This window comes from Roseomonas sp. AR75, assembly GCF_005222815.1.
In the GTDB taxonomy this organism is placed as follows: Bacteria; Pseudomonadota; Alphaproteobacteria; order Acetobacterales; family Acetobacteraceae; genus Falsiroseomonas.
The window spans coordinates 513681-538824 of the sequence record NZ_STGB01000004.1; the positions used below are offsets into that span (position 1 = coordinate 513681).

23 protein-coding genes are annotated in these 25144 nt (G+C 70.0%); 6 read left to right on the forward strand and 17 right to left on the reverse strand.

What is annotated here, in order from left to right:
• Nucleotides 1-81 precede the first annotated feature (81 nt).
• The 9 genes from odhB to E4T13_RS16590 all read right to left on the reverse strand — a co-directional run bounded on the left by odhB (nucleotide 82) and on the right by E4T13_RS16590 (nucleotide 11763).
• Nucleotides 82-1326: a 2-oxoglutarate dehydrogenase complex dihydrolipoyllysine-residue succinyltransferase gene (gene odhB, locus E4T13_RS16550; protein WP_137179397.1), complete on the reverse strand. Its 1245-nt coding sequence runs from the start codon at nucleotides 1324-1326 to the stop codon at nucleotides 82-84.
• 21 nt (nucleotides 1327-1347) lie between these two features.
• Nucleotides 1348-4248 carry a 2-oxoglutarate dehydrogenase E1 component gene (locus tag E4T13_RS16555; RefSeq protein WP_137179398.1) on the reverse strand — a complete coding sequence of 967 codons (2901 nt, stop codon included), beginning with the start codon at nucleotides 4246-4248 and terminating at the stop codon, nucleotides 1348-1350.
• Nucleotides 4249-4437: 189 nt separating this feature from the next.
• Complete coding sequence (sucD, locus tag E4T13_RS16560) at nucleotides 4438-5334, reverse strand: succinate--CoA ligase subunit alpha (RefSeq protein WP_137179399.1); 897 nt, start codon at nucleotides 5332-5334, stop codon at nucleotides 4438-4440.
• Between the two features lie 3 nt (nucleotides 5335-5337).
• Nucleotides 5338-6534, reverse strand: a complete 1197-nt coding sequence (gene sucC, locus E4T13_RS16565) for an ADP-forming succinate--CoA ligase subunit beta (protein ID WP_137179400.1) — start codon at nucleotides 6532-6534, stop codon at nucleotides 5338-5340.
• A gap of 82 nt (nucleotides 6535-6616) precedes the next feature.
• Nucleotides 6617-7570 carry a malate dehydrogenase gene (gene mdh, locus E4T13_RS16570; RefSeq protein ID WP_137179401.1) on the reverse strand — a complete coding sequence of 318 codons (954 nt, stop codon included), beginning with the start codon at nucleotides 7568-7570 and terminating at the stop codon, nucleotides 6617-6619.
• A gap of 142 nt (nucleotides 7571-7712) precedes the next feature.
• On the reverse strand, nucleotides 7713-8252 hold the full coding sequence (locus E4T13_RS16575) for a GNAT family N-acetyltransferase (protein ID WP_137179402.1): 540 nt from the start codon (nucleotides 8250-8252) through the stop codon (nucleotides 7713-7715).
• A gap of 6 nt (nucleotides 8253-8258) precedes the next feature.
• Nucleotides 8259-9641, reverse strand: a complete 1383-nt coding sequence (locus tag E4T13_RS16580; protein WP_206030197.1) for an amidase — start codon at nucleotides 9639-9641, stop codon at nucleotides 8259-8261.
• The gene (locus E4T13_RS16585) at nucleotides 9638-10165 is read right to left on the reverse strand and encodes a cupin domain-containing protein (protein WP_206030198.1); all 528 of its coding nucleotides are present in this window, start codon (nucleotides 10163-10165) and stop codon (nucleotides 9638-9640) included. The genes E4T13_RS16580 and E4T13_RS16585 overlap by 4 nt, the downstream gene beginning before the upstream one ends.
• 11 nt (nucleotides 10166-10176) lie before the next feature.
• Nucleotides 10177-11763 carry an ABC transporter substrate-binding protein gene (locus tag E4T13_RS16590; RefSeq protein ID WP_170985032.1) on the reverse strand — a complete coding sequence of 529 codons (1587 nt, stop codon included), beginning with the start codon at nucleotides 11761-11763 and terminating at the stop codon, nucleotides 10177-10179.
• A 170-nt stretch (nucleotides 11764-11933) separates the two neighbouring features.
• Between E4T13_RS16590 and E4T13_RS16595 the strand changes: the two genes are divergently transcribed.
• Nucleotides 11934-12635 carry a TetR/AcrR family transcriptional regulator gene (locus E4T13_RS16595; protein WP_137179404.1) on the forward strand — a complete coding sequence of 234 codons (702 nt, stop codon included), beginning with the start codon at nucleotides 11934-11936 and terminating at the stop codon, nucleotides 12633-12635.
• Nucleotides 12636-12647: 12 nt separating this feature from the next.
• On the opposite strand, the gene E4T13_RS16600 is transcribed toward E4T13_RS16595, so the two are convergent.
• The 4 genes from E4T13_RS16600 to zapE all read right to left on the reverse strand — a co-directional run bounded on the left by E4T13_RS16600 (nucleotide 12648) and on the right by zapE (nucleotide 16332).
• Entirely contained in the window at nucleotides 12648-13379 is a 732-nt protein-coding gene (locus tag E4T13_RS16600; RefSeq protein WP_137179405.1) for a Sua5/YciO/YrdC/YwlC family protein, read from the reverse strand.
• A gap of 4 nt (nucleotides 13380-13383) precedes the next feature.
• Entirely contained in the window at nucleotides 13384-14358 is a 975-nt protein-coding gene (locus E4T13_RS16605) for a tripartite tricarboxylate transporter substrate binding protein (protein WP_137179406.1), read from the reverse strand.
• Between the two features lie 117 nt (nucleotides 14359-14475).
• Entirely contained in the window at nucleotides 14476-15102 is a 627-nt protein-coding gene (locus E4T13_RS16610) for a hypothetical protein (RefSeq protein ID WP_137179407.1), read from the reverse strand.
• A gap of 57 nt (nucleotides 15103-15159) precedes the next feature.
• Nucleotides 15160-16332, reverse strand: a complete 1173-nt coding sequence (zapE, locus tag E4T13_RS16615) for a cell division protein ZapE (RefSeq protein WP_137179997.1) — start codon at nucleotides 16330-16332, stop codon at nucleotides 15160-15162.
• A 97-nt stretch (nucleotides 16333-16429) separates the two neighbouring features.
• Between zapE and E4T13_RS16620 the strand changes: the two genes are divergently transcribed.
• The 4 genes from E4T13_RS16620 to E4T13_RS16635 all read left to right on the forward strand — a co-directional run bounded on the left by E4T13_RS16620 (nucleotide 16430) and on the right by E4T13_RS16635 (nucleotide 22072).
• Nucleotides 16430-18118, forward strand: a complete 1689-nt coding sequence (locus E4T13_RS16620) for a glycosyltransferase family 4 protein (protein WP_137179408.1) — start codon at nucleotides 16430-16432, stop codon at nucleotides 18116-18118.
• A 221-nt stretch (nucleotides 18119-18339) separates the two neighbouring features.
• Complete coding sequence (locus E4T13_RS16625; RefSeq protein WP_137179409.1) at nucleotides 18340-19908, forward strand: winged helix-turn-helix domain-containing tetratricopeptide repeat protein; 1569 nt, start codon at nucleotides 18340-18342, stop codon at nucleotides 19906-19908.
• A 41-nt stretch (nucleotides 19909-19949) separates the two neighbouring features.
• A complete protein-coding gene (locus E4T13_RS16630; protein WP_137179410.1) occupies nucleotides 19950-20873 on the forward strand; it encodes a phosphatase PAP2 family protein in 924 nt (307 codons plus the stop codon).
• The gene (locus E4T13_RS16635) at nucleotides 20870-22072 is read left to right on the forward strand and encodes a G1 family glutamic endopeptidase (RefSeq protein WP_137179411.1); all 1203 of its coding nucleotides are present in this window, start codon (nucleotides 20870-20872) and stop codon (nucleotides 22070-22072) included. Before E4T13_RS16630 ends, E4T13_RS16635 begins: the two co-directional genes overlap by 4 nt.
• A gap of 9 nt (nucleotides 22073-22081) precedes the next feature.
• Here the strand turns inward: E4T13_RS16635 and pip are convergent, their stop codons facing one another.
• On the reverse strand, nucleotides 22082-23032 hold the full coding sequence (gene pip, locus E4T13_RS16640; RefSeq protein WP_137179412.1) for a prolyl aminopeptidase: 951 nt from the start codon (nucleotides 23030-23032) through the stop codon (nucleotides 22082-22084).
• A gap of 148 nt (nucleotides 23033-23180) precedes the next feature.
• On the opposite strand from pip, the gene E4T13_RS16645 reads away from it, so the two are divergent.
• Complete coding sequence (locus E4T13_RS16645; RefSeq protein ID WP_137179413.1) at nucleotides 23181-23933, forward strand: hypothetical protein; 753 nt, start codon at nucleotides 23181-23183, stop codon at nucleotides 23931-23933.
• A gap of 6 nt (nucleotides 23934-23939) precedes the next feature.
• On the opposite strand, the gene E4T13_RS16650 is transcribed toward E4T13_RS16645, so the two are convergent.
• From E4T13_RS16650 to E4T13_RS16660, 3 genes are read right to left on the reverse strand one after another with little or no spacing between them, the layout of a single operon-like run.
• Nucleotides 23940-24407 carry a DUF6644 family protein gene (locus tag E4T13_RS16650; RefSeq protein WP_137179414.1) on the reverse strand — a complete coding sequence of 156 codons (468 nt, stop codon included), beginning with the start codon at nucleotides 24405-24407 and terminating at the stop codon, nucleotides 23940-23942.
• Nucleotides 24408-24420: 13 nt separating this feature from the next.
• Nucleotides 24421-24804 (reverse strand): DUF6152 family protein, encoded by a 384-nt coding sequence (locus E4T13_RS16655; protein WP_137179415.1) that lies wholly within the window; start codon nucleotides 24802-24804, stop codon nucleotides 24421-24423.
• Nucleotides 24805-24861: 57 nt separating this feature from the next.
• Nucleotides 24862-25113 (reverse strand): DUF3297 family protein, encoded by a 252-nt coding sequence (locus E4T13_RS16660; RefSeq protein ID WP_137179416.1) that lies wholly within the window; start codon nucleotides 25111-25113, stop codon nucleotides 24862-24864.
• Nucleotides 25114-25144 lie beyond the last annotated feature (31 nt).

The window sequence follows — 25144 nt, forward strand, 5'->3', positions numbered from 1 at the left end:
TAATCGCCCCGCCGCAGGGCGCGCATGAAAAAGGGCGGGCCCCGAAGGACCCGCCCCGCCAGGCGCGCGCTGCGGCGCGGATCAGACGTCCAGCATCAGCCGGCGCGGATCCTCGATGGCGTCCTTCATGCGGACCAGGAAGCTGACGGCTTCCTTGCCGTCCACGATGCGGTGGTCGTAGCTCAGCGCGACATACATCATCGGCCGGATCTCGACCTTGCCGCCCACCGCCATCGGCCGGTCCTGGATCTTGTGCATGCCGAGAATGCCGGACTGCGGCGGGTTCAGGATCGGCGTGGACATCAGCGAGCCGTAGATGCCGCCATTGGTGATGGTGAAGCTGCCGCCGGTGAGCTCATCCAGCTTCAACTGGCCGTCGCGCGCGCGGCGGCCGAAATCGCCGATGGACTTCTCGATCTGCGCGAAGCCGAGCTGGTCCGCGTTGCGCAGCACCGGGACGACCAGGCCCGAAGGCCCGCCGACCGCGATGCCCATGTGGACGAAGTTCTTGTAGATGATCTCGTCGCCCTCGATCTCCGCGTTGACCGCGGGGAATTCCTTGAGCGCGGCGACGCAGGCCTTCACGAAGAAGCTCATGAAGCCGAGCTTCACGCCGTGGCGCTTCTCGAAGGCGTCCTTGTACTCGTTGCGCAGGCCCATCACGGCGCCCATGTCCACCTCGTTGAAGGTGGTGAGCATGGCCGCGGTGTTCTGTGCTTCCTTCAGGCGCCGCGCGATGGTCTGGCGCAGGCGGGTCATCTTCACCCGTTCCTCGCCGCCTTCCAGCGCACGGGCGGGCGCCTTCGCGGCAGGGGTCGCGGCGGGCGCCGCGGCGGGGCGGCTGAGGAACTCCAGCACGTCGCCCTTGGTGACGCGGCCATCCTTGCCGGAGCCGGCGCCGACCTGCGCCGGCGTCACGCCCGACTCGGCCATCAGCTTGGTCGCGGCGGGACCGCTCGGCAGGGCCGCGCCGGGATGCGGCACGGGGCCGGCCGGCGGATAGGCCGGCTCGACATGCGGCTCCGCCTTCGCCGCCGGGGCGGGCGTCGGCGCCGTCGGCGTGCCGGAGGAGGCGGGACGCGGCGCGGCGGCGCCGGCGGTGATGGTGCCGAGCACGGCGCCGGGGCCGACCTCCACGCCTTCATCCGCCGCGATCGCCTCCACCACGCCGGCGGCGGGCGCGTTGACCTCGACGGTCACCTTGTCTGTCTCGAGCTCGACCAGCGGCTCATCCGCCGCGACCGCCTCGCCGGCCTTCTTGAGCCAACGCGCCACGGTGGCGCTCGACACGCTCTCCCCAAGGGGGGGAACCAGGATCTCCGTCATCTCGCTCTGCCTCTCGCGTGCTCAGGCCAACCGGAGGGCCTGGCGCACCAATGTTTCCTGCTGCTGCGCGTGGATGCGGGCGAGGCCGGTGGCCGGGCTCGCCGCTTCCTCGCGGCCGATGTAGCGCGGCCGCCTTGCCTTGTGCTCCAGCCCGCCCAGCACCTTCTCGATGCGACGGTCCACGAAGGTCCAGGCGCCCATGTTCTCGGGCTCCTCCTGGCACCAGACGACCTCGGCGTTGACATAGGGTGCCAGCGCCTTGCCCAGGCTCATCGCCGGGAAGGGATAAAGCTGCTCCAGCCGCACGATGGCGACGTCCTTCACGCCCTTGTCGCGGCGTTCCTGCAGCAGGTCGTAGTAGACCTTGCCGGTGCAGAGCACGACGCGCTTCACCGCCTCGTCCGGCGCGATCACGTCCACTTCCGGGATCACGTACTGGAAGCCGCTGCCGGGGCCGAAATCGGCCAGCGAGGAGACCGCCATCTTGTGGCGCAGCAGCGACTTCGGCGTCATCAGCACCAGCGGCTTGCGGTAGTTCGCCTTGAGCTGGCGGCGCAGCGCGTGGAAGTAGTTGGCCGGCGTGGTCAGGTTGCCGACGCGCATGTTGCGCTCGGCGCAAAGCTGCAGGTAGCGCTCCGGCCGCGCCGAGGAATGCTCGGGGCCCTGGCCCTCATAGCCATGCGGCAGCAGCATCACCAGGCCGGACATGCGCAGCCACTTCGTCTCGGCGCTGGCGATGAACTGGTCGATGATCACCTGCGCGCCGTTCGCGAAGTCGCCGAACTGCGCTTCCCACAGCACCAGCGTGCGCGGATCGGCGAGCGAGTAGCCGTATTCGAAGCCGAGCACGCCGAACTCGGACAGCAGCGAATTGAACGCCTCGAAGCGCGGCTGGCCGGCGCGGATGTTGTTCAGCGGCACGTATTCGGCCTGCGTCTTCTGGTCCACCAGGTAGGCGTGGCGGTGGCTGAAGGTGCCGCGCTGCACATCCTCGCCCGAGAGCCGCACCCGATGGCCTTCCAGCAGCAGCGTGCCGAAGGCCAGCGCCTCGCCGGTGGCCCAGTCGATGCCCTCGCCGGTCTCGATCGCCTGCTTCTTGGCTTCGAGCTGGCGCGCGATCTTGGGGTTCACGGCGAAATCGGTCGGCACGCGCGTCAGCGCGCTGCCGACCTCGCGCAGCGCATCGAGGCCGACAGCGGTCTCGTGCAGCTTCTCGATCTCCTCGCCGGTGGTCACGGCCTTGAGGCCCGACCAGTGGCCTTCCAGCCAGTCGGCCTTGTTCGGCTTGAAGCTCTGCGCGGCCTGGAAGGCGTCCTCCAGCGTGGCGTTGAAGGCGTCGTACATCGCCTTCGACTCCTCGGCCGAGAGCGAGCCTTCCTTCGCCAGCTTCTCCGCGTAGAGAGCACGCGTCGTGCGCATCTCCTTGATGCGGCCGTACATGATCGGCTGGGTGAAGGCGGGCTCGTCGGTCTCGTTGTGGCCATGGCGGCGGTAGCAGACGATGTCGAGCACGATGTCCGCGCCGAACTGCATGCGGAACTCTGCGGCCATGCGCGCGCAGAACACCACCGCTTCCGGATCGTCGCCGTTCACGTGGAGGATCGGCACCTGGATGCTCTTCGCGACGTCGGTGCAATACAGGCCGGAATAGGCGTGCAGCGGGACGGTGGTGAAGCCGATCTGGTTGTTGGTGACGATGTGGATGGTGCCGCCGGTGCGGTAGCCGATGAGCTGGCTCATCGCCAGCGTCTCATACACCACGCCCTGGCCGGCGAAGGCGGCGTCGCCATGCAGGGTGATCCCCATCACGCTGCGTCGCGTCTTGGTGTCGCCCGCCATGTCCTGGCGCGCGCGCACCTTGCCCACCACCACCGGGTCCACCGCTTCCAGATGCGAAGGGTTCGGCTGCAGCGAGAGATGCACGCTGCGTCCGCCGATATCGATGTCGGTGGAGGTGCCGAGATGGTATTTCACGTCGCCCGAGCCCTGCACGTCCTCGGGGTTCGCGGAGCTGCCCTTGAACTCGGAGAAGACCGCCGAGAAGGGCTTCTTCACCACGTTCACCAGCACGTTCAGCCGGCCGCGATGCGCCATGCCGATGGTGATCTCGTTCACACCGCCGGCGGCGGCCGTCTCGATCACCGTCTCGATCGCGGGGATGGTGCTTTCGCCGCCTTCCAGGCCGAAGCGCTTGGTGGTGGCGTATTTCTTCGCGCAGAACGCCTCGAAGCCCTCGGCCTCGGTCAGCTCCTGCAGGATCTTCGTCTTCTCGTCCTTGCCGAAGGCCGTCAGCCAGGGCGCGCCCTCGATCCGGCGCTGGATCCAGGCCTTCTGGTCGGGATCCTGGATGTGCATGAACTCGACGCCGATCGAGCCGCAATAGCTGGCGCGGCAGATCTTCAGGATCTCCCGCAGGGTTGCGTATTCCTTGCCGAGCACGTGGTCGAGGAAGATCGGCCGGTCCATGTCGGCTTCGGTGAAGCCGTAGGTCGCCGGCGTCAGCTCGGCATGCGGGGCGGGCTTCTGCAGGCCGAGCGGGTCGAGCTGGGCTTCCAGGTGGCCGCGCACGCGGTAGCTGCGGATCAGCATCAGGGCGCGGATAGAATCCAGCACCGCGCGCTGCGCCGCGGCCTTGTCGATGCCCGGGGCCGCGGCGGCCGGCGCCGGGGCGGCCTTGCCATCCTTCTTCGGTGCAGGCGGCGGCTCGGGGTCCGGGCCGAACTTGCCGCGGGGCCGCGGTGCCCAGGACGCGCCGGAGGCATCCTCCAGCACCGCGCGGGCCTCGTCGTTCAGGGCGCCGAACAGCTCGGCGAAGGAGGGGTCGACGCTGCCGGGGTTCTCCGCCCAGCGGGCGTAGAGATCGGCGAGGAAGGCGGCATTCGCCCCCGACATCGCGCTCGCGAGGATGTCCACTCCGGCCATCATGTCCTCCTCGGCGGCGCCGCCTGGCGCCGACCGGATCCTCAACCGCTTCGTTCCGGGCTGCGTCCCGGATACGCGACCGCCGCCCCAGGGGGCGGCGGCCCGTCACCTAGATAGTCGCAAGGGCAGGATTACGGCAGGCCCGAGCCCCGCGGCCGGGGAGGGTCCGCCCTGCGCCCTTACGAAGCCTTAACGCCCCAGCGCCTTCACCATGGTGCTGCCCAGCGCCGCCGGGCTGTCCGCCACCTTGATGCCGGCCGCCGCCATTGCTTCCATCTTCGCGGCCGCCGTGTCGTTGCCGCCCGAGATCACCGCGCCGGCATGGCCCATCCGGCGGCCGGGCGGCGCCGTGGCGCCGGCAATGAAGCCGACCACGGGCTTGTTCGGCTTGCCCGGGCCGAAATTCTCCCGGCGCAGGAACTCGGCGCCCATCACCTCGGCGTCACCCCCGATCTCGCCGATCATGATGATGGACTTGGTTTCCTCGTCCCTGAGGAACATCTCCAGGACGTCGATGAAATCCAGCCCCTTCACCGGGTCGCCGCCGATCCCGACGCAGGTGGACTGGCCGAGCCCCGCCGCCGTGGTCTGCGCCACCGCCTCATAGGTCAGCGTGCCGGAGCGGGAGACGATCCCGACCGAGCCGCGCCGGTGGATGTGGCCGGGCATGATGCCGATCTTGCACTCGTCCGGCGTGATGACGCCCGGGCAGTTCGGCCCGACCAGCAGCGACTTCGAGCCCGACAGCGCGCGCTTCACCTTCACCATGTCCAGCACCGGGATGCCTTCGGTGATGCAGATGACCAGCGGCACCTCGGCGTCGATGGCTTCCAGGATCGCATCGGCGGCGAAGGGCGCGGGCACGTAGATGACGGAGGCGTTCGCCTTGGTCGCGGCCACGCATTCGGCCACCGTGTTGAACACCGGCAGGTTCAGCTCGGGGTGCATCGTGCCGCCCTTGCCCGGCGTCGTGCCGCCCACGTAGTTGCTGCCATAGGCGATGCCCTGGGAGGCATGGAAGGTGCCCTGGGCGCCGGTGAAGCCCTGGGTCATCACCCGCGTGTTCTTGTCGACGAGAACAGCCATCGCTCAGGCAGCCTTCTTCACGGCGGCAACGACCTTCTGGGCCGCGTCCGCGAGGTTGTCGGCCGCGATGATGGCCAGCCCGCTCTCGGCCAGGATCTTCTTGCCGAGCTCGACATTCGTGCCTTCCAGCCGCACGACCAGCGGCACGGAAAGCTTGAGGTTCTTGCTCGCCTCGACGATGCCGGTGGCGATCATGTCGCACTTGGCGATGCCGCCGAAGATGTTCACCAGGATCGCCTTGACGTTGGGATCGCTGGTGATGATGCGGAAGGCTTCGGTGACGCGCGCCGCGTTGGCGGTGCCGCCGACATCGAGGAAGTTGGCCGGCGAGGACCCGTAGAGCTTGATGATGTCCATCGTCGCCATGGCGAGGCCCGCGCCGTTCACCATGCAGCCGATCTCGCCATCCAGCGCGACGTAGTTCAGGTCGTTCCTGACCGCGTCCAGCTCCTTCGGGTCCATCTCGCTGTCGTCGCGCAGCTCTTCCAGGTCCTTGTGGCGGAACAGCGCGTTGTCGTCGAAGGACACCTTGGCGTCGAGCGCGACGATGTCGCCCTTGCCGGTGACGACCAGCGGGTTGATCTCCACGATCGCGCAGTCCAGCTCGAGGAAGGCGCCGTAGAGCGCGGTGACGAACTTCGTGAACGCACCGACCTGCTTGCCTTCCAGGCCGAGCCCGAAGGCCAGCTTGCGGGCGTGGAAGCCGGAGATGCCGGAAGCCGGGTCCACATGGACCTTCAGGATCTTCTCGGGGTGGCTGTGCGCCACTTCCTCGATCTCCATGCCGCCCTCGGTCGAGGCCATGATCACCACGCGGGACGCCGCGCGATCCACCAGCAGGCCGAGATACAGCTCCCGCTTGATGTCGCAGCCATCCTCGACATAGACGCGGGAGACGACCTTGCCGGCCTCGCCGGTCTGCTTGGTGACCAGCGTCTTGCCGATCATCGCCTCGGCCGCGGCGCGGACGTCGTCGATCGACTTGACGACGCGCACGCCGCCCTTGCCGTTCGGGTCTTCCTTGAAGCGCCCGGCGCCGCGGCCGCCGGCATGGATCTGCGACTTCACGACATAGACGGGGCCGGGCAGCTTCTTCGCGCCTTCCACCGCCTCATCGGCCGTCCAGGCGACATGGCCGTCGAGCACGGTCACGCCATAGCGGCGCAGCAGCTCCTTGCCCTGGTACTCGTGGATGTTCATGCGGGAACTCCAGTCTCCCTCCCCCGCATGCGGGGGAGGGTCGGGGTGGGGGGCCGTGCGACCTGGGATGGCGTGGCGAGACTCAGACGCCGAGCTTCTTGAAATCCTCGATCAGCTTCTTGACCGCATCGCAGGACTTGTCGAAGGCGGCCTTCTCCTCGGCCGTGAACTGCACCTCGACCACGCGCTCCACGCCGTTCGCGCCGATCACCACGGGCACGCCGACATAGAAGTCCTTCTGGCCGTATTCGCCGTTCAGCATCACCGCGCAGGGCAGCACGCGCTTCTTGTCGAGCAGGTAGCTCTCCGCCATCGCGATGGCCGACGCCGCCGGCGCGTAGAAGGCGCTGCCCTTCTCCAGCAGCTTCACGATCTCGCCGCCGCCATTGGCGGTGCGGGCCACGATCGCGTCGATCTTCTCCTGCGTGGTCCAGCCCATCTTCACCAGGTCGGGGATGGGGATGCCGGCGACGGTGGAATAGCGGGTCAGCGGCACCATCGTGTCGCCATGGCCGCCGAGCACGAAGGCCGTCACGTCCTCCACGCTCACGCCGAATTCCTGCGCCAGGAACAGGCGGAAGCGGCTGCTGTCCAGCACGCCGGCCATGCCCACAACCTTGTTCGCCGGCAGGCCGGACTTCTGCTGCAGCGCCCAGACCATGACGTCGAGCGGGTTGGTGATGCAGATGACGAAGGCGTTCGGGCAGTAGGTCTTGATGCCCTCCGCCACCTGACCCATCACCGCAGCGTTCTTGGTCAGCAGGTCGTCGCGGCTCATCCCGGGCATGCGGGGGAAGCCGGCGGTGACGATCACCACATCGGCATCCTTGATCGCGGCGTAGTCGCCGGCACCGGACATGGCGCTGTCGAAGCCGTCCACCGGGCCGGACTGCATGATGTCCAGCGCCTTGCCCGCGGCCACGCCGGGGAAGACGTCGAACAGCACGACGTCGCCGAGCTCCTTGAGGCCGATGAGGTGGGCCAGCGTGCCGCCGATATTGCCGGCGCCGACGAGGGCGATCTTGTTGCGGGCCATGCGCGGTCCTCAAACCTGGCCCGGCCGCCGGTGCGGGTTGTCCCGGGCACGTCGTTTTTCAAGGGCGAAGAACGCCCGGCGGGTGCTTACTCCCGCGGTGCAACATGGGCAAGGCGGGCCGTGCAGCCTGCCTGCGCCGGGGTCATAAGTCGCGGCGCGCGGTCCACTCGGCGGCGTCCTGGCCCCAGAGCTCTGCCGGCTCCCCCGCGAAGGGCGGCGGCAGGCGCGCCGGGCCGATCTTCCGCGACCCCAGCCTCCCGGCCAGGGCGCGGGACCGTGCGTTGTCCGGGTGGATCACATGCACGACCCGCTCCCAGCCTAGTGCGCCGAATACCCAGTCCAGGCTGGCCGCGGCCGCCTCCCGCGCGTAGCCCTTGCCCCAGGCGCTGCGCCTGATGCCCCAGCCGACCTCCGGCCCGGGCCAGCCGACGGGCTGCCACGGTCCGACCCGGCCGATCCAGACGCCGCTGTCCTTCTCGATCACCGAGAACATGCCGTAGCCCATCAGGCTCCAGGATCCGGCCATCGCCACCAGGCTGCGCCAAGCGCCATAGGGCGGTTGCACGCCGCCGATGAACCGGGCGGATTCGGGGTCGGCGACCAGCGCGACCCAGCTTTCCAGATCCTCCATCCGCGGCGGTCGCAGGATGAGGCGTGGGGTTTCAAGGATGGGTCCGGTCATCCCCCTCTATAGATCAGGCCATTGCGATGGCCAGTCCAGCGCCTGCTCCAGCGCCGCGGCCGCAGCCAGGATCGGTGCCTCCCCATGCCAGGGGCCGATCAGTTGCAGGCCGATGGGCGTGCCCTCGCTGCCGAAGCCCACGGGCACGGAGGCGCCGGGGTGGCCGGTGAGGTTCAGCGGATAGAGCGGCGCCGCCCATTCGGCATAGAAGCCGCTGGCCACCGACCCGCCCGCATCCAGCGGCGCGGGGGGCGCCAGCATGGTGGGGGTCGCGATCAGGTCGAAGCGGGTGAAAAGCCGCTGCACCGCCCGGTGCAGCGCGCCGCGGCGATCCACCGCCCGCACCAGATCGGCGCCCGAGAAGCCCCGGCCGATGCCGATGCTCTCCCGCATGGAGGCCGTCATGCGATCGCCATGCGTCTCCTCCAGCGGTCCGAGGCGGGCGGCATGGGCGGTGGTGGCGACGACGACATAGGTCTCGAACACATCGTCGAAGCAGGGATCGCGCAGGTCCTCGGTGATGGCGCCGGCTGCCTCGAGCGCGGCGCGCGCACCCCGCATCGCGGCCAGCACCTCGGGATGCGTGCGATAGTGTCCCACGTGCTCCATCCAGCCGATGCGCAGGCCCTGCACGGCGGGCATGGGCGGCATGGGCGGGGCGAGCAGGGACCAGGGGTCGCGCGGCTCCGGCCCCTGCATCACGTCGAACATCAGCGCGCAATCCGCGACGGTGCGCGCCATCGGGCCAACGAACGCATAATTGCCGAAGGGGTCGGGGAAGCTCTCGTTCGGGATCTTTCCCAGTGTCGCCTTCAATCCGACCACGCCGGTGCAGCTGGCCGGGCAGCGGATGGAGCCGCCGCCATCCGTGCCGATGGCCAGCGGCGCGACACCTGCCGCCAGCCCCGCGCTGGCGCCGCCGGAGGAGCCGCCGGGCGTCCGTTCCAGGTTCCACGGGTTGCGCGTGACGCCGCAGGCCAGGCTGTCGGTCAGCACCTTGTGCGCGAATTCCGGCAGCGTGGTCTTGCCGATGGGAATGCCGCCCACGGCAACCAGCCGGTCCACCACCGCCCAGCTTTCCGCGGCCGGCGGCGCCTCCACCGCGATAGTGCCGTTGCCCGTGGGCAGGCCGCGCATCGCGACATTGTCCTTCACGGTGAAGGGCACGCCATGCAGCCTGCCGAGGCGCTCCCCGCGCATCACCGCGGCCTCGGCCTGTCTTGCGGCGTCGCGCGCCGCATCGAACAGCGTCAGCACGAACAGGTTGAGCCGCGCATGCTGGCGCTCCGCCTGCGCCAGCACCGCCTCCATCACCTCCACCGGCGAGACGCGCTTCGCCGCGATGTCGGAGGCGAGCTGCGTCGCCGGCAGGCGCCAGAGTTCGGTCACGTCTTCTGCAGCTCCACGATCTGGCCCTTCTCGTCCAGGCCGAAGCCCTTCTGCTTCACGGCTTCCAGCACGGTCGGAATCCAGGCGACCTTGCCCGGATCCTGCCCGCCGACAAGCGCCAGGAGAAGCGCCTCATGGTCGCTATCGTTGCGGAAACCGCGGAGTACGCCGGGTGGGATGCTGATCGTGTCGTATTGCCCGATCTGCAGCTCGCTCTCGCCCTCGTCGCCCCAGATGACGGACCAGGTGCCCGTCAGCGGCATGAAGACCTCGACAGTCTTGTGGTTGTGCAGGCCTGTGCCCTTGCCCGGGCCGCACTTCACGATGGAGAGGTGGAAGCCGTCGGCCGGGATCGGCGCCTTCATCGCGGGATCCTCGATCACGCCGCCGCCGATCACCTGGTAGATGTCGCGGTGATACTGCGGCAGCACCGCATCCACCAACGGGCGGGAGGAGGGCTTGAGGTCGCGGAACAGCGCCACGCGCTGCTTCATCGCGTCCACGGAGATCTGGAGATTGGCCATGTCGCGCGTTCCTACTTCTTCTCGATGTTCCAGTAGGCGATGAAGGCGCTGTCCAAGATGCCGCTGACATTCGGGCGATAGGCGCTGAACACGTCGAACTGGCCGGCGGGGATGTAGGGGATGTACTCCCAGGCGCGGCGCTGGAACGCCTCGAATGCGGTGCGGCGCGCCGCGTCGTCGGGCGCGGCGAAGAAGGCCTGGCGCAGCGATTCGCCCTGCTGGTCGCAGGGATAGCCGGCCCAGTTCCGCTCGCCGCAACGCAGATCGAGCGAGAGGTTCATCAGCGGGTGGAACCAGCTCGTGCCGATCGCATAATAGGTGAACAGATGATAGCCGCCCTGGCCGATGGGCCGGTCCTGCGCATGCATCCGCTGCAGCATGGTCGGGAAGTCCGTCATCTGGACGTCCACGTTGACGCCGGCATCCTGCAGCCGGCGCGCCAGCACCTGCGTCATGGTGCTGATCGGCGCCAGCGTGGTGGTGCCCAGCAGGATAAGCGGCTCCCCGCGATAGCCAGCCTCCTGCAGCAATTGCCGCGCGCGGGCGATGTTCGGCTGCTTGTAGGGATCGCTGCCGGCTTCCGTTCCATAGACCGAGCCGCAGACGCTGAAGGAATGACACACGCTCCAGCGGCCATCCGCGCCGGCGACGGCGGGCATCATCTCGTTCTGGTCGATGATCAGGGCCAGCGCCTGGCGCGCGCGGATGTCGTTGAAGGGCGGCACCTGGAAATTCGGCCGCACGAAGGCATAGGTCGGCAGCGCGGCAATGCGCCGCACCGTCATGTTGCGCCGACGCAGGAAGCCCGCCAGGTCAGGACCGACGGCTTCGAGGAAGTCCACCTCCCCGGTCGCCAGTGCGTTCGCGGCCGTGGTGGCATCCGGCATGATGATCCACTCGACGCGGTCCACCTTCACGTTCCGCGCACCGGCCAGGCCGCTGGTCGGCTCGCTGCGCACGGGGTAGTCGGGGTTGCGCGCGAAGACGGCGCGGTTGCCCTCGCGCCGCTCATCGGCCAGGAAACGGAAGGGGCCGGAGCCGATGGGGCGCGTCATCGGCACGTTGTCCGGGCGGCGCGCATCGGCTTCGCGCATGATCGCGGCGATGGGCGCGCCGGGGCCTGCCAGCAGGAATTCCACCAGGCCGAAGCGCTGGTTCAGCGTGATGGTGAAGGTGCGGTCGTCCACGACCTGCATGCTGGCCAGCCGCGCCTTGAGCTGGCCGCCGATGGAGGTCCCGTTCATCCAGCGTTCGATGGAAGCGACCACGTCGCGCGTGGAGACCGGGCTGCCGTCGTGGAAGCGCAGGTTCGGCCGCAGCGTGAAGCGGTAGGTCAGGCCGTCGTCGCTGACCGACCGGCTCTCCACCATCATCGGCTGCGGTTGCAGGTCCTTGTCGAAGGCGAAGAGCGTGTCGAAGACCATCTGCTGGTAGATGCGCGCCACCAGGTTCGGTCCGCGCGTCGGATCCAGCTCCGACAGGTCGGCCGAGGGCACGACGCGCAGCACGCGCTGCGCATCCTGCGCCGCGGCCGGCGGCCCCAGCAGCGACAAGCCGAGCCCAAGGCCCAGCCCCAATCCCAGAAGAGCGGAACGCATGTCGGAACCCTCCATGACGCGAAGCAGCACGGCGGGCACCACCCTTCGGCGGGCGCGGCCCGGACATTCCCTCTTGGTCAGAAGGCTATGGCGTTCTCGCGCGGCGAGTCAACCATTCGGTTGATTGCCGCGCTTGCGCCGCGGCAGCCGGGGCGCCATTGGGGGCCGGCATGGACACGCCGTTGATCTCCTCGCGCCGCCGCCGCGTGCCGTCCAACGGCACGCGCGACCCGGAACGCACGCGGCGCAACCTGCTGGACGCGGCGTATCGGGAATTCGCGGCGTCCGGCTACCACGGCGCCAGCATCGAGCGGATCTGCCGCCGCGCCGGCGTCTCCAAGCAGATCCTGATCCACCATTTCGGATCGAAGGAGAACGCGCATCTGGCTGTGCTGGAGGCCGCGTATCGTGCCTCCCGCGCGCAGGACGCACGGCTGCAGGCGGATGACGCGGACCCGGTGGAGGCGCTGCGCAGCTTCGTCGGCCAGGCCTTCGACCATCTGCGCGCGAACCGCGACTTCGTCGCGCTGCTCGGCGACGAGAACGTCAACAAGGGGCGGCATATCCGCAGGTCGAAGCTGCTGGCCGACATCTACGCGCCGCTCATCGCCGGGCTGGATGCGATATTGCGCCGCGGCGAGAAGGCCGGCGCGTTCCGGCCGGGCATGGACGCGCAGCAGCTCTACGTCTCGATCAGCGCGCTCTGCTACTTCACCTTCTCCAACGCCTACACGCTGTCCGCAGTCTTCGGGCAGGATCTGCTGTCGGCCGACGCGCTGGCGGAGCGACGGCAGCATGTGGTGGAGTTCGTGCTTGCTGCACTCTCCCTCCCCCGCTGTGCGGGGGAGGGTCGGGTTGGGGGCACGACCTGACCCGCAAGCCCGCTACGAATAGACCCGCTGCGCCTCCCGCAGATGTCCCGACGGCAGCGCATCGAGCCCCGGATCGGGCGGCAGCTCCACGTCGAAGTGGCGCTTCAGCGCCTCCGCGATCACCTCGTAGCAGCTGCCGATGCGGATCACCTCCATCGTGCGGAAGTCGATCATGGTCGAGGAGCGGCGGTAGCGGCTGTATTTCTGCAGCCCGTAATCCACGACGATTTCGGCGACGGCGAGGATCTCCGGCTGTACATCCACCGCGCGGAAGCGCGTGCCGGTGCCGGTGAGGTTCGCGCTGCTGCCGAACAGCGGCTGCCCCTGCGCGGTCGCTTCCTCGGTCACGGCCCGCAGGAAGTTGCCGGCGTTGAGCAGCATCGCCAGCGTGCCGCCATCCGTGCTCGCGGCCAGCGCCTCCTCACCGAGCGCGCGCAGCAGCGGGTGCTGGTCCTTGAAGCCGGCGACAACCGCCACCGGCAGGTCGTGATCCTCCACCAGGCAGCGCACCATGTCGCGTCCGCGCGCATCCAGCAGATGCAGCTCGTCATGCAGCGCGAGATTGCCGAGCATCGCGTTGCGCTTGTGCGCACCGCGGCCCTTGGCATGGAAGAAGCGCATCAGCGCATCGTGGCAGCCGCCCACGCCGGCATAGCCGACATCCATCGGGATGATCGCAACGCCGCCCGCCTTCACCGCGGCGACCACGCGGCGCGCATCGCCCGCGATATCGAGCCTGCTCATCCGCTCAGCCCAGGTTCAGGTTGAGGCCGGGCAGGATCGGCGCCCAGCGGTCGCGCTCCGCGCGCAGCATTGCCGCCGCCTCGTCCGGCGTGCTTGGCGTGATCGTGAAGCCAGCCTGGGTGAGTTGCGCGCGCAGTTCCGGGTCGTTCAGCGAAGCGAGCGTCGCGGCATGCAGCGTCGCAATCGCCTCGGGCGGCGTCGCCGCGGGCGCCAGCACCAGGAAGCGCAGCGCATTCACCACGCGCGGCAATCCTTCTTCCGCCGTGGTCGGCACGTCCGGCGCCGCCGGCGAGCGCTGGGTGGAGAGCACGGCGAGCGGCCGCAGCTTGCCCGCCGCGAAATGCTGCGTGACGGAGCCCAGGCTGAACACGCCGAGATGCACATGCCCGGCCAGCACGTCGTTCATGGCGGGACCACCGCCGCGATACTGTGCCTGCACCATCTTGATGTCGGCCTCGCGCGCCAGCAGTTCGAAGCCCAGGTGGTGCGGCGATCCGACCGAAGGATTGGCGAAGGAGTATTTCTCCGGGTTCGCTTTCGCGAGTGCCACGAACTCGCGCAGCGTGCGCGCCGGCACCTCCGGGTTGATGGCGACGACCAGCGGCGTCTCGGCCATGTAGGCAATGGGGGTGAAATCGCGGAACAGGTCGTAGGGCATGTTCCGGTACAGCATCTGGAAGTAGGCGATATTGTCGGCGTTGATCACGAGGGTGTGGCCATCGGCCGTGCCGCGCGCCGCCGCCTCCATGCCGATATTGGTCGCGGCGCCGCCGCGGTTCTCGATCACCAGCGGCTGGCCGAGGCGGATGCGCATCCGCTCCGCCCAGGGACGCGCCAGCGTGTCGGTGCCGCCGCCCGGCGGATAGGGAATGATCAGGCGGATAGGGCGGCTCGGCGCCCAGGTGCCGGACTGGGCGCGCGCACCACCGGTCGCGACGAGGCTGGCGGAAAGTGCGGCAAGCAGGCTGCGGCGATTCATCCGACGTTTCCTTTCCGATTTGCGCGCAGTTTCCGCCGGCCGGTGTGGCGCGACAAGGCCACAAATGCGAAAGGGCGCCCGAAGGCGCCCCCCGTCACGCGCACCGATCCGCGTCCGTCAGAACGGCATGCAGCGCACCACGTCGTCATGCCCGCGCGCCAGCGTGGCGAAGGTGCCGCTGGGGCAATCGCGCTGCGCGTGGTCGGTCGGCGGCAGGCCGTTCTGCCAGCCCGCCACGCTGCTCACCGCGGGCGTGCAGCGCGTGCGCCCGTTGCGGCGGGTGCAGTTCTGCGCGGCGGCGCGCGGCACCGCCGCGGCAGAGGCGCCACGCACCACGACGCCGCCGCGCGAGGTGCGCGCGTCGCCGGGGCGCAGCGCGACCGTCTCCCGCGCATTTCGCGACGTGGCGCGGTTGCGCGACGCCGTCGTCGACGTGGATCGCGCCGTGCTGCGTGAGGACGCCTGCTGGCGCGATGTCCTGCTGCTGGACGCCTGCTGGCGGGTGTTGCCGCGCGCAGCGGTCTCGCGCGCGCTGCTGCTGCGCGCCTGCTGCGCGGTGGCCGATTGCTGCTGCGCCGATCTGCTTGCGGTGGTCCTCGTTTCGTCGTTGCGCCGCGCCGCTTCCGCGGCGGGCATCGCAAAGGCCAGGACAATGAGCGCGAGCAGGATTTTGCGCATGCGTACGGTCTTCCCCCTGCGTGCGGCCTTCCCCTGTGAAGACCAGTCCTTGCGGACCCGAAGCACTCCCGCCTACCTCTAGACCCATGTCGTCGAGCCGTGTCAACGGCCGATCTTCAGATTCTAGGTGAGGTGCGGACGACCCCGCCAATCGCGGCTTTGCATCTCGTGCAGCCGGCTCGCGGTACGGGCGAACATCGCCACATTCTCGCCACGTTCGTAAATCCGATCGGGGCTCGCCGCGGCGCTCGCCACCAGCTTCACGCGGTGCTCGTACAGCGTATCCACCAGCGTGATGAATCGCTTCGCCTTGTCGAAATTGTCTGCACCGAGTCGCGGAATTCCATCCAGCAGCAGCGTGTGGAAATGCGTCGCGATGGCGAGGTAGTCCGCGGGCCCGAGCGGACGTCCGCACAGCGCGTCGAAGTCGAAGCGCGCCACGCCATCCACCGCTTGCGGCACCTCGATCGCGCGGCCGAGCAGCGTGAGCTTCATCGGCGCGCCGTGATCCTGCCCGGTCAGCTCGGTGAAGGCACGATCCATTGCGGCTTCCGCGCGCGCATCCGCCGGCATGTGCCAGGTCGGCATGTCCAGGATCCGCTCGCGCCGATAGTCGCGCGCGGCATCCAGCACCAGCACCTCCAGCCGCCTCTGGATCAGCGCGATGAAGGGCAGGAAGGCGTCGCGCCCGGGCCGGCCCTTGAACAGGTCGTCGGGCGCGGTGTTGCTCGTCGCGACCACAACGGTCCCACGCGCGAACAGCGCCTGGAACAGCCGGCCGAGGATCATCGCGTCGGCGATGTCATGCACCTGGAACTCGTCGAAGCAGAGCAGCGCCGCCTCGGCCGCGATGGAATCCGCCAGCGGCGGGATCGGGTCCGCGGTGTCGCCATGCTGCTGTTTCCAGGCGTGGATTCGCGCATGCACGCGATGCTGCATGAATTCGTGGAAGTGGATGCGCTGCTTGCGCGCGACCTCCGCCGTGTCGAAGAACAGGTCCATCAGCATGGACTTGCCGCGCCCGACCTCCCCGACGAGGTAGAGGCCCATCGGCGTGCCCGCCGGTGCCTCTTCCGGCGCCACCGGCTTGCGACGCAGGAAGCGCGCGAAGAAGCCGCCCTGCTCGGGCTCCTCGGGATGCGGGTCGTAGCCGCGGGTGCGGCGCCACAGATCCTGCAGCATCTCCGCCGCGCGCGCCTGGGCGGGATCGGGCTGCAACGTGCCGGCGGCGACCATGGCACGATAGGCAGGCAGCGGGCCCCCGGCCGGGGCCCCGGCGGCGGGCGAGGCATCCATCGGCCGGCCGATACGCCGCGCGCGGCCGGGCGGCAACCCGCCGCCCTGCAACCCGGCATTGACGGAACGGCCGCCCGCCACGCAGCCTGCGCGCGCCATGCCGCCCCCGCCATCGCCCCCGGGCGCCGCCCTGCTCTATGCGCCCGACGGCTACGACACGTCGCGCCCGCGGCTGATGGGGCGGCATGCGGCGGGAGAAGGCTTCCTCACCGGCCTGCTGCGTCACGCCGGCTTCGACCGCATGCTGGCGCTGACCCGCAGCGCCGCGGATGCCGAGGCCTTCCGCAGGCATGTCGCATCCCTCGGCAGCACGATCCCGGCCGAGACGATCCCGGACGAGGAGATGCACCGCCTGGCCGGCGTCGGCTGCCTGCTGCTGCCCGGGCCGGGGCTCAGCGACTTCGCCTGGCGCCGGCGGCGCATGGGGCTTGGCGCGGGCTTCTCGCTGGTTGGCGTGACGCACACCATCTCCTCCGCCGGCGCAATGGATTCCATCGCGGACAGCCTGGTCGCGCCGGTGCAGCCCTGGGACGCGATCGTCTGCACCTCGGCGCCGGTGCGCAGCGCGGTGATGCGGCTGCTGGAGATGCAGGGCGCCTATCTCGCGCGGCGGCTGGGGGCGACGCGGATCGAGGGGCCGCAGCTTCCGGTGATCCCGCTCGGGGTGGATTGCGCGGCGCTGGCGCCCGATCCCGCCGCGCGCGCGGCATGGCGCGCACGCCTTGGTCTCGCCGAGGACGATATCGCCGTGCTGCATCACGGCCGCCTGTCCTTCCACGCGAAGGGGCATCCGCTGCCGATGTTCCTGGCGCTCGGTCGCGCCGCTGCGCACGCGCCCGGCGGCGCGCGGGTGGTGCTGATCCTGTCCGGCTGGTTCGCCGATGAGACGCAGCGCCGCGCCTTCTCCGACCAGGCGCGGGCCGTGGCGCCGGACCTCGCGATCCGCCTGGTCGAGCGGCCGGAGACCGGCACCACGCTGCGCAACGCCGCCGATCTCTTCACCCTGCTGTCCGACAACGTGCAGGAGAGCTTCGGACTGGCGCCGGTGGAGGCGCTGGCCGCGGGCCTGCCGGTGGTCGGCACCGACTGGGACGGGCTGAAGGACACGGTGCGCCATGGCGAGACGGGCTTCCGCGTGCCGGTCACCCTCGCCGGCCCGATGACCGACCTCGCCGAGCGGCACGAGGCCGGCTTCGACAGCTACGACGCCTTCATCGGCGGTGTCGCGCAGTTCACCGCGGTGGATGTGCCCGCCGCCGAAGCCGCCTTCACCGCGTTGATCGCCGATCCCGCGCGCCGCACCCGCATGGGTGCGGCGGCGCGGGCCGATGCGCTGGCGCGCTTCGACTGGCCCGTGGTGATCGCGCAATGGCGCGCGCTGTGGGAGGAGCTGGCGCGGCTGCGGCGCGATGCGCGCACGGAACGCGCAGCGCCGCTGCGCGGCGAGCAGCGCGTGCCGCTGCGCCCCGACCCCACGCTGCTCTTCGCGGATTATCCGACGCGGCGGCTGACGCCGGAGATGCGGCTGGCGCTGCCGCCCGGCGAGGATGCGGCTTCGGTGCTTGCGCGGCTGCGCATGCTTGTGGCGATCACCGGCGTGGCACCGCGGCGCGACCTGCTGCCCTCGCTCGATTCCATTGAGGCCGCGCTCAAGCTTCTTGAGCAGGGACCGGCGCCGGCCGGCCATCTCTCCGCCGAATTGCCACCCAGGCGCGCATGGCGCTTGCACCGAGGTTTGGCCTGGCTGCTGAAGATGGACCTGCTGCGCCTGGCGGACCCCATCTAGCGGCGATCCGCACCCCACGGTTTCGGATCGATTTCGGTTCGCTTTCGGGTCTTCCACCAGCGTGCCGGCTAGCATGAGCCTGCCGATCCGTTGGGAGGGCTGCATGGCGGCTGGCGTAGCATGCGCCTACCCGCCGCGCGGGACGATGTCCTGCGCGGGCTACTGGCGCTTGCGCGGAACCCTGCCCTACGATCAAGCCCTGGACGAATCGGTCGCGGGGTATGGAGATCAGGGGCGGCGCGCGAAGGGTCCGGTTCGGCGAATGCCTGCTGGACGAGGGCCGCGGCGTCCTGGTGGCGCCGGGTGGCGCGGAGACGGTGCTGCGCCCGAAAACCTTCGAGCTGCTGGCGCTGATGCTCGCCAATGCCGGGCGCGTGGTGACGCGGGCCGAGATCCTCGATGCGGTCTGGCGCGACGTCCATGTGACGGACGACAGCATCACGCAATGCGTGGTGGAGCTGCGCAAGGCGATGGGCGAGGGCGGCGCGGCGCTGCTGAAGACGCTGCCGCGCCGCGGCTACCTGCTGCAGGCCGATGTGGCGTTCGATTCCGCGGCACCGCCGCCTGCGCAGCAGCCGGCGCTGTCGCGCCGCGCGGACGACCGGCCCTCCATCGTCGTGCTGCCCTTCCGCATGGCGGCGAACGATCCGCAGGACGCGTATTTCGCGGACGGCATCATCGAGGGCATCGTGCATGTCCTCTCCGGCCTCGACGGGCTGTTCGTGCTGAGCCGCGGCTCCGCGCTGGCCTTCGCGCAGACCTCGCTGGACCCGCGCGCGGCGGGGCGGGAGCTTGGCGTGCGCTACGTGCTGCAGGGTGGCGTGCGCCGCGCCGGCGGGCGGCTGCGCGTGACCACGGAGCTCAGCGAGACCGAGCGTGGCACGATCCTGCGCACGGATCGCTACGACGGCTCCGAGGCCGACCTGTTCGAGATGCAGGACCGCATCGCCGAGCAGGCCGCGGGGGTGATCCTGCCGCAGGTCAAGGCGGAGGAACTGGCGCGCGCCATGCGTAAGCCGCCGGCGAACCTTTCGGCATACGACCTCGTGCTGCGCGCGCTGGATTGCATCCAGAAGCTTACGCCCGCCAGCTTCAAGGAGGCGCGCGAGCTTCTCGCGCGCGCCATGGCGGCCGATCCTGATCACGCGCTGGCCTACACGCATCTCGCCTGGCTGCTCGTGCTTTCCATCGCGCAGGGCTGGTCCGACGACGTAGCTGCCGATTCCGCAACGGCGGAAAGGATGGCGGCGGAGGCGCTGCAGCGTGACCCGCACGATGCGCTGGCGATGACGCTCAGCGGATTCGTCACGGCCTACATCCAGCGCGACTACAGATCGGCGCGACGCATGCTCGAACAGGCAACGCAGACCAGCCCGAGCTGTGCCTTGGCGTGGACCTATGGCGCAGCGATCCGTTGCTGGTACGAACCGGGGCAGGATGCGGTGGCCTGGGCCGAGCGCGGCCTCCGCCTGGCGCCGCAGGATCCTTTCACCTTCCTGCACGAACACATCCTGTCGCAGGCGCACTACACCGCGGACAACTATGAGGACGCCGTCGCGTGGTCGAAGCGATCGATCGCATCCAACCCATCGCACGCGGTGAGCTGGCGCGTGCTGATGGTCGCGCTCGTGGCGCTCGGCCGCGTTGAGGAAGCGGAGGCCGCTGGACGTGAGATGATGGCGCTCTCGCCGGGCTTCCGGCTCGCCAGCTTTGCCGCGCGCACGCCGTTCAACGGCGCGGCACTGGAGACCTACGTCACGCGGCTCAGGATCGCTGGCCTTCCGGACTGACGGAACAGCGGGTCGCGAAGCAGAGGGCAGGGAGAATCGGAATGGGTAGCAATACGGGCGACACCGGGGACACCGGCGATTCCGGCAATGCTGGCGCCAGCGTCGCCGTCGTCGGTTTCGCGGATCGGGTGGACCTGCCATTCGCCGTCGTCGCCGATCCGGACAAGCCGGGCCGACGCATCTCGGCCAGTCGTATCGATCCGAAGGGCAGCTTCGCGCCGTACTGGTCGGGCGAATGGAAGGCGTGGCGAATCCTCGCCGACTTCACCGACACGCCGGCCTGGCGCAACCGGCAGGGCGAGAAGCAAAGGCCGCCGGGCAAGCAGGATCCGGTGGACGGCCTGCAGCTGGATGACTGGACCGAGCTCCTTCCAAAGATCATCCCGGACTCCAAGGGAAAGAGCACCGAGGAGCTGGTCGATATCGAGATCGAGGACATGCTCCTCGCCGCGGAGACGGAGCGCGCCGACGCGCTCGGGGAGATCTTCACGCAAAGCGGCACGTTCGTACCGGACTTCACCGGCCTGCTCGACATCCGGCCGGGCTCCTTCCTGAAGACGCTGCAACTGGTCGAGGTGACGGTGTTCCTCGGCGGCTTCGTCGCGCAGCACTTCAAATGGATCAACCAGCGGCGCCGGCCCTCGCATGTCTGCCCGGCCCTCAAGCCGCCGATCCCGGTGCCGGGCCATGCCTCCTACCCGTCCGGGCATGCGACGCAGGCTTTCCTGGTGGCGGGCGCGCTCCGGGAAGCGTTCGAGGGCTGCGCCCAGAAGGGCGCCATGCCGGCGGTCAACGCCCTGGCGGAGCGGATCGCCCGCAACCGCGAGATTGCGGGCGTGCATTATCGTTCGGATTCCGAAGCCGGGCGGCGGCTGGCAAAGGACCTGCTGAAGGTGTTGCGCACGGTGCCGAGCTACCAGTCGCTGATCGACGACGCATCGCGCGAGTGGGGCCGGGGGCGATGACCGTTCCCCGCGCGCACCGTCGCCCGGTATCGCCGCGCGCCGAGCGTGAGCTGGATCGTTGCCACACGGCTGACCTGCAGGAAGAGCCTGACGCGGCGGCGGCACGGGCGGCCGGGCCTGCCGGCACAAGGGCGCTCCGGCTTAGGCGCGCATGGCGTTGCCTTTGCGACGCGCCCGACGACACGGTGGACGCGGAGGCAGCGCCTCCGCCCGGTGCCCAGCTTATCGAGCCGGAGATCAACCTCCGGTCGGAAGCCATGCACAGCATGTCCGGCGACACGATTGCCGCGACGACCGAAGCGGTCAGCCGCCTGCCGAGCCGCTGGGGCACCAGCAGGAACTGGTCCGGTGCGGTGATTGCCGCCCGCGACGGAAAGGTCTTTCGCCGCGTCTCGGCAAGCTGGACCGTGCCAGTGGCTCAGCAACCGGCGGACCACATAGCCGCGCGATACCTTCCAGGCGGTTCCTATCGCTGCTCGGTCTGGATCGGACTGGATGGCTACCGCTTCTTCTCGCGCTCCCTGCCACAGGTCGGCACCGTGTCGCAGGTCAACGCGGCCGGGCAGGCCGAATACTATCTGTGGGTCCAGTGGTGGGTGCGCGGGAAGTGGTTCGGCGAAGTCGAGATCGCGAACTTCGATGTGCAGGCCGGCGACGAGATCCACGCCGTTGTTCAGGTGCTCAAGCCGGACGACGTACTCTTCACCGTCCGACGCAGCCGCCCGGGCGTGCCGGACGCATTGACGGAGATCGCCTGGCAGGCGGGCGTCTATGAAGGCGAGGACGGCGTCGAACGGCCGTTACCGACGCTCTGGGACACGCGCGAGCGCGGCTTCGCCCCGGTGGAAGGCCGCCATGCCGTCTTCTGCGTGGAGCGTCCGGCCGTGATGCCGCCGAACGCCGAGGACCTGCACGAGCGCGGCATCGAGCCCGATCCTCGCACGCTCGAGCATTTCCTGCTGCCTCGGCTTGGGGACACCGTGTTCCGCGGTGCGAAGGCGGAGATGCGTGCGCCCTCCGGACGGCGCGATACAGCGGAGCTGCGCGACCTGACGGCGGCACGCCGCATCCGAATGATCGAGCGTTTGCCGGGACCTGGGGCCGGCCGAATCGCGACGATGACATCGCCGCAGGGCATGGACGCGCATGAGTTCGGCGCGCCGTTCGACAGGAGACGACTGGTGGTGAAGCAGCGTTGAACGGCCGTCCTACCCCCGCCGCCTGAAGCGCTCCACCGCCGCCACCAGCGCGGTGCGCACGCCCGGTTCCAGGGCCGAATGACCGGCATCGGGCACGATGGTCAGCCGGGCGCGGGGCCAGGCGGCGGCCAGGTCGAAGGCCGTGTCGGGCGGGCAGACCATGTCGTAGCGGCCCTGCACGATCTCCGCCGGCACATGCGCGATGCGGTCCATGCCACCCAGCAGCCCCTCGGGCGGCAGGAACAGGTCGTTGGCGAAGTAATGCGCCTCGATCCGCGCCAGGCCCAGCGCGCTTCGGTCCTGCGCGAAGCTCGCCACCGTCTCGGGGCTCGGCAGCAGGGTGGAGCAGGAGCCTTCGTACAGGCTCCAGGCCCGTGCCGCCGGGCCATGCACCAGCGGGTCGGGGTCGCAGAGGCGGCGCAGATAGGCGGCCAGCAGGTCGCCACGCTCGGCGGCCGGGATGTGCTCGGCGAAGGCGGCCCAGGCATCGGGGAAGACCCGGCGCAGGCCATACAGGAACCACTCCACCTCGGCGGGCCGTCCGAGGAAGACGCCGCGCAGCACGCAGCCCGCCACCCGCTCGGCATGCGCCTGGGCATAGGCCAGCGCCAGGGTGGAGCCCCAGGAACCTCCGAACAGCAGCCAGCGCTCGATGCCCAGGAAGCGGCGCAGCACCTCGATATCCGCCACCAGATGCGGGGTGGTGTTGTCCCGCAGGTCGCCCAGCGGGCGGGACCGGCCGGCGCCGCGCTGGTCGAAGATCACCACGCGCCAATGGCCGGGGTCGAAGAAGCGGCGATGGATCGCGCCCGCCCCCGCACCAGGGCCGCCATGCAGGAACAGCACCGGCTGGCCGCGCGGATTGCCCACCTGCTCCCAATACATCACGTGCCCGCCCGAGAGCGGCAGCAGGCCGGTCTCATAGGGCGCGATATCGGGAAAGAGATCGCCGCGCGGCATGACCCGCGAGGTTTAGCGACGCCCCCGCCCGCTGGGCAAGGCACCCGCGTTGCGCCGCACGCCGGAATGATCGGCGCATGGCCGCGCGCGGCAAGTTTGGCACGCTTCCCTCTTCGCCCCGGGCCCGAAGCTGCCTAGGTTGAGGGGAATGGCCGAGATCCCCTCGCCGGGCTCCCGCTCCGCCGCCGCCGGCGTCATCCGCTGCGGCGTCTGTGGCACCGAGAGCCGGCACCCGCCCTTCCGCCCCGCCCCGCCGGAGCAGCCGCCGGATCTCGACCTGCGCCCGGGCGAGCCGGTGCGCTCCACCATGGCGCGCTGGCTGCAGCAATGCCCGGCCTGCGGCTATTGCGCGCCCGACATCACCCGCGCCCATCCGGCGGCGGCCGAGGCGGTGCGCGCCGCGCCCTTCCGCGCGCTCATGGCCGACAGCACCATCCCGCCGCTCGGCCGCCGGTTCCTGGCCTGGGCGCTGGTGCTGGAGGAGACGGGCGCGCTGCATGCCTCGGCGGAGGCGACATTGCAGGCGGCCTGGGTGGCGGATGATCTCGGCCGCCCCGACCTGGCGCGGTCCTGGCGGCTGGAGGCGGTGGCGCTGTGGCGGGGCGGCCCGGCGCTGGACCTCGAGCAATCCGTGCGCGTGGTGGATGCGCTGCGCCGCGCGGAGGCCTGGGACGACGCGGCCAGCACGGCCGAGGGCATCGCGAAGCAGTCCCCGCCGGAGGCCGTGGCGCAGGTGGTGATGCTGGAGCGCCGCCTGATCGAGGCGGGCGATGCCGGCCGGCACACCGTGGCCAGCGCCCTGCCGCCGCCCTCTCGCCGGCCGCATGTCAGCCACCACAGGGTGGCCGCCAAGGGCGAGGGGTTCTGGGCCATGCTGCGGCGGCTGTTCGGCAAGGGCTGACCGGCCCTATTGCAGGAAGCCGATCCAGCGCCCCGCGAAGATCGCCCCGATCCAGAGCAGCAGCGACGCCAGGGCTGTCGCCCGCACCGTCGGTCCGGGCGCGGCGCCGGCCAGCACCGCCCGCCAGCCCTCGCCCCGTCGCAGCAGCAGAACGTTCGCCAGCCCCAGCCCGATCAGCCCAAGTTTCAGCAGGAAGGCCGGGTTCTCCGCATAGGTGGCGGGGCGGGTCGTGAACAGCAGGAAGCCGGTCGCCGCCGCCAGCGCCAGGCCGGTGCCCGCCATGCGCACCAGCATCGGCGCCACGGCCGCCAGGGGCACCGCGCGAAAGGCGCCGAGCAGCCGCAGATCGAGCGCCGCGATCGTGCCGATCAGCAGCCCGATGCCAAGGATGTGCGCGGCATTGACCAGCGGATAGAGCACCGCCGAACCGCGCAGCGCGGCCGCCACTGGCCAAGCGGCCAGCGCCTCCAGCACGGTGCGGGGCCGCTCAGCCTTGCGGCACGCGATTCGGATAGATGTCGTACGTCCGGTCGCGCACGGTGAGACGCACCGCCTTCATCCGCCGTTCCCCACGCGTGGCGGAGCGGTTGCCGATGGCGACGACGGCGTCGCCAGGGCTGGCGGACTCCGCCGTGAAGCCGGAACGCGCGGTCTGGCGCGGATTGCTCAGCTCCACCGTCCAAAGCTCGTCATCGGCCTGCACCCGCAGCGTCGGATGCGGCTGGCCGACATACACCTCCCGGACGGTGCCGCGGAGCGTGGTGAGTTCGCCCTCCGCCCAGGAGAAGCCGTGATGCGCGGCCGCGCCAGTGGCGCCCAGCCCCGACAGCGCCAGCCCCGCAAGGCCGCGTCGGCCGATGTTCCGTGCCATGTCCGAAATGCCCTTCTTCCCGGTTGCCGCAGGAGATGGGCGCGCGGCGCCGCGCTGTCAGCCCTCGGCTGGCTCATCCTTGATGTAGGGCTCGACCTTGCCCGTGAGCTTGATGGTCAGCGGGTTGCCCTTGCGGTCGAGTGTCTTGCCGACAGCAACCCGGATCCAGCCCTCGCTCACGCAGTATTCCTCGACATTGGTCTTCTCCGCGCCGTTGAAGCGGATGCCGATGCCGCGTTGCAGCAGGGCCGCGTCGTGATGCGGGCTGCGCGGGTCCACGGAGAGCCGGTCGGGCAGGGTGTCGGTCATGGATGGCGCTGATACCCCGGTGCGCAGCAGG